This window comes from Streptomyces glaucescens (assembly GCF_002154375.1).
Classification (GTDB): Bacteria; Actinomycetota; Actinomycetes; order Streptomycetales; family Streptomycetaceae; genus Streptomyces; species Streptomyces glaucescens.
Genome location: NZ_MUND01000908.1, coordinates 1 through 4027, shown reverse-complemented (window position 1 = coordinate 4027; position 4027 = coordinate 1). Strand labels below are relative to the sequence as shown.

Here is a 4027-nt window from a genome sequence, read left to right as displayed (position 1 = left end):
GTCCGGCCCCGCCTCGGCGATCCGGAAGGAGCCCCCGGGGTCCTCCTGTTCCGACCGCTCCCGCCACGACAGCGGATAGTGGCTGTGCGCCCCGAACCCGACGTCGGCCAGCCAGTCCCCCGCGTCCACCGTCCGCACCCGCAGCGCCATGTGGTCGTACGGGATCCCGAGCCGTCCCCGCGGGCCGTGCACCCGCGCCGCCAGCAGCGTCACCTCGAATCCGAGCGCGTCCAGCAACGCGGCGAACGCGCCGTTGAGTTCGTAGCAGAACCCGCCCCGTCGCGCGCCCACCACCTTGTCCAGCAGCCGCTTCTCGTCGAGGACGACCGCCTCGCCGAGATGGACCGACAGGTTCTCGAAGGGGACCGTCTGCAGATGGCGCAGGTGCAGCTCGCGCAGGGCGTCAAGGGAGGGCCGGGCCGGGCGGGCAACCCCCAGGCGGCCGAGATAGGCGTCAACCTCGCTCGATTTCATCTCCTCAGTCTCGCGCCACCCGTATCTCCCGACGACCGTGACGATCCACACCGATCACCGCGACCGCCCCGTCCCGGTCCGTCCGCAGCACCGCCGCGCCCTGGGCCCGCAGCGCCGCCAGGGTGCTGGGCGCCGGATGCCCGTACGGGTTGTCCTCACCCGCGGAGATCAGGGCCAGGCGCGGTGCGGCCCTGCGCATCAGCTCCGGGTCCTGGTAGGCGGAGCCGTGGTGGGCGACCTTGAGGACGTCCACCCGGCCGATCAGCGCCGCCCCCGGCGTCCGCAACAGCGCCCGCTGGGCCGGGGGTTCGAGGTCGCCGAGCAGCAGCATCCGCAGCCCCGCCGACCGTACGAGCAGGGCGACGCTGGCGTCGTTCGGTCCCTCCGGCACCGGTCCCGAGGGCGGCGGCCACAGCACCTCCCAGGACAGGCCGCCGCTGCGCCGCCGCTCCCCGGCGACCGCCCGCGTCACCGGGACCCGCCGCGCGGCCGCCTCCCGCCGGACGAACTCCGCCTGGTCCGCGGGTTCTTCGTACCCCGTCGTCTGGATGGCCCCCACCGTGCGCCCCCGCAGCACTCCGGGCAGACCGGCGACATGGTCGGCGTGGAAGTGGGTGAGCACGACGAGCGGGATCCTGGTGATGCCCAGCCCGCGCAGGCAGCGGTCCACGAGCACCGGGTCCGGCCCGGCGTCCACCACCACGCCGGTGCCCTGGCCCGCCGCCAGCACCGTCGCGTCGCCCTGCCCCACGTCGCACAGCGCGAGCCGCCAGCCCGGCGGCGGCCAGCCGGTGATCACCCGGGTCAGCGGGGGCGGCTGCACCACCGCCAGCACCAGCAGCAGCCCGCCGGCCACACACAGCCAGGGATGCCGCAGCAGCCGCCGCCCGGCCACCACGACGGCCACCGTGACACACAGCAGCAGCCCCGCTCCGGCCCAGCTTCCCGGCCAGTCCACGCCCGCGCCGGGCAGCGCCGCCCCGGTACGCGCGATGCCCGCGATCCACCCGGCGGGCCAGCCCGCGCACCACGCCAGCGCCTGCGCCACCGGCATCGCCACCGGCGCCGCCGCGAGCGCGGCGAACCCCAGCACCGTCGCCGGGGCCAGGGCGCACTCCGCGAGCAGATTGCACGGCACCGCCACCAGGCTCACCCGCGCCGACAGCACCGCCACGACCGGCGCGCACACGGCCTGCGCCGCCGCGGCGGCCGCCAGCGCCTCCGCCGGCCGCGGCGGCACCCCGCGCCGGCGCAGCGCCGCGCTCCACCGCGGCGCGAGCGTCAGCAGTGCCCCGGTGGCCAGCACCGAGAGCAGGAAGCCGTAACTCCGCGACAGCCACGGGTCGTACAGCACCAGCAGCAGCACCGCCGTCGCCAGTGCCGGGATCAGGGACCTGCGGCGCCCGGTGGCCAGGGCGAGCAGCGTGACCGCGCCGCAGGCGGCGGCCCGCAGCACGCTCGGGTCCGGGCGGCACACCACGACGAACCCCAGGGTGAGCATCCCGCCGAGCAGCGCGGTGCCCCGCAGGGAGACGCCGAGCCGTGGGGCGAGCCCGCGCCGCTCTGCCCGCTGGGCCAGTCCGGGCGGGCCCAGGAGCAGGGCGAGGACGATGGTGAGGTTGCTGCCGGACACGGCGAGCGTATGGGCGAGGTCGGTCTCCTTGAAGGCCGCGTCCAGGTCGGGCCCGACGCGCGAGGTGTCCCCCACCACGAGGCCCGGCAGCAGGGCCCGCGCGTCCGGGGGCAGGCCGTCGGTCGCCTCCCGCAGTCCGGCCCGCAACCGCCCGGCGAACCGCTGCGCATCGGTGGGCCGCCCCACCACCTCCGGTCCCGCCCGGTCCCGCACCCGTAGAACGGCCGCGATGCGGTCCCCGCCCACGACGGCCGGTGCCAGCCGGCCCGTCACCCGCAGCCGTGTGGAGGGCAGCAGTCCGAGCCAGGACGACCGCCCGGCCCCATCCGCCCGCGCGCTCCCGGACGGCCCGTGCCCCGTGTCGACGATCACGAGCACCGGCGCCCGGGTCACCGTCCGCACGGTCACGGCCTGTGCCGTGCCGGGCCGTGCCGCGCGGTCCTGTGCCCGGCGGTCCTGTGCCGTCCCGGCCGCGGGCCGCTCCAGCACCGCGCGGACCTCTCCCCGCAGCAGCACGGACCCCCGGGCCGGACGATCGCCGGTGACCCGCGGCCGGGTCAGCCGAGGGTCACCGGTGACCTCGACCTCCGCGGTCACGGTGGCGTACTCCCGCGCCAGCCCCGGCACCGGTCCCCGACGCAGATCCGCCCCGTGCAGCCCGGCGGAGGCGGCAGCCGCGGCGACACAGACCAGAACAGCGGCCACGGGCACCCGGAACCAGGCGACCCGCTCCCGACGCCGAGCGCCCGGCACTCGGGGCCCGGCACCGCCGTCCGGTGACCCACGGGCCGCCCGGACCGCTCGACGCGCCGCCCGGCCCGTTCGGCGCGCCGCCCACAGCAGGCCGACCGCCCCGGCCGAGCACCCCGTCACCACCCCGACGGCCCACCCCGGCGAGGCGCCCAGCATCAGGGCCGCCGTCATCCAGGCGGCGAGCGCCGGTGCGACGAGGCGGAGATCGGCCGGTCCCTCCTGCCGCGGATGCGGGTCGCCCAGCCGCTTCCCGGACGCCGCGTGCACCGCCGTCCGCCCGGGCCGGCCGGTGGCCTCCTCGGACCGGCCGAGACCCGGCGGTGTTCCCTCGGGCCGACCAGCGCCCGGAGGGGTTCCCTCGCCCGGACCGGGCCCCGGTGAGGTCCCCTCGCCCCGGCCAGGGACCAGCGACGTCCCCTCGCCCCGGCCGTCCGCCGAGGCCGCCTCCCCGCCCCTCATGGCCGTACGAGATCCCGCAGGTCGGCGAAGCGTCGCTCGCCGATGCCGTTGACCTCGCGCAGCTCGTCCACCGAGCGGAAGCCGCCGTGCCGGGTGCGGTAGTCGACGATGTGCTGGGCGAGCACCGGACCGACGCCGGGCAGGGTGTCGAGCTGCTCCACCGTGGCCGTGCTGAGGGAGACGGGTCCCACCGGTGCCGCGCCCGGAACACCTCCGGCAGCGCCCGGAGCCGGGACCTGAGCGGGAGCGGGCCCGCCGACGACCACCTGCTCCCCGTCCACGAGGAACCGCGCCCGGTTGAGCCCGTCGAGGTCCGTGCCCGGCCGCACCCCGCCCGCCGCCTCCAGCGCGTCCACCACCCGCGCTCCCGCGGGAAGCCGGTGGATCCCGGGTTCCCGCACCTTCCCGCTGACGTCCACCACGATCTCGGGGCCCGGTGTGCTCGTCGGCGCGGTGGTCCCGGTCCCGGCCGGGGCACCCGCTGCTTCCGCGTGCGGCGCCGCCTCGACGTGCGGAGCCGCCTCGACCACCTCCGGCGCCCGTACGGTCTCGGTCCGCCCGCTCCAGAAGTGCTGCACGGCGAATCCGGCGGCCACCACGAGCAGGACGGTCAGCGCCAGCACGCTCCGCCGTTCCAGCCCGACCCGGGCCTGCAGCCACACCGGCATCCGCTCCCGCAGGGCAAGCCGCGCCCTTCCCCGCCAGGCC

3 protein-coding genes are annotated in these 4027 nt (G+C 77.6%); all 3 read right to left on the bottom strand.

What is annotated here, in order from left to right; translation table 11 throughout:
• Positions 1-474: arylamine N-acetyltransferase family protein (locus CCN42_RS39175; RefSeq protein ID WP_143662196.1), on the bottom strand; the 474-nt coding region annotated here is incomplete at its 3' end.
• 4 nt (positions 475-478) lie between these two features.
• Positions 479-3127, bottom strand: coding sequence for a ComEC/Rec2 family competence protein (locus CCN42_RS39170; RefSeq protein ID WP_245877675.1), 2649 nt, complete (start codon positions 3125-3127; stop codon positions 479-481).
• A 188-nt stretch (positions 3128-3315) separates the two neighbouring features.
• On the bottom strand, positions 3316-4027 hold a 712-nt coding region (locus CCN42_RS39165), incomplete at its 5' end, for a ComEA family DNA-binding protein (RefSeq protein WP_107427726.1).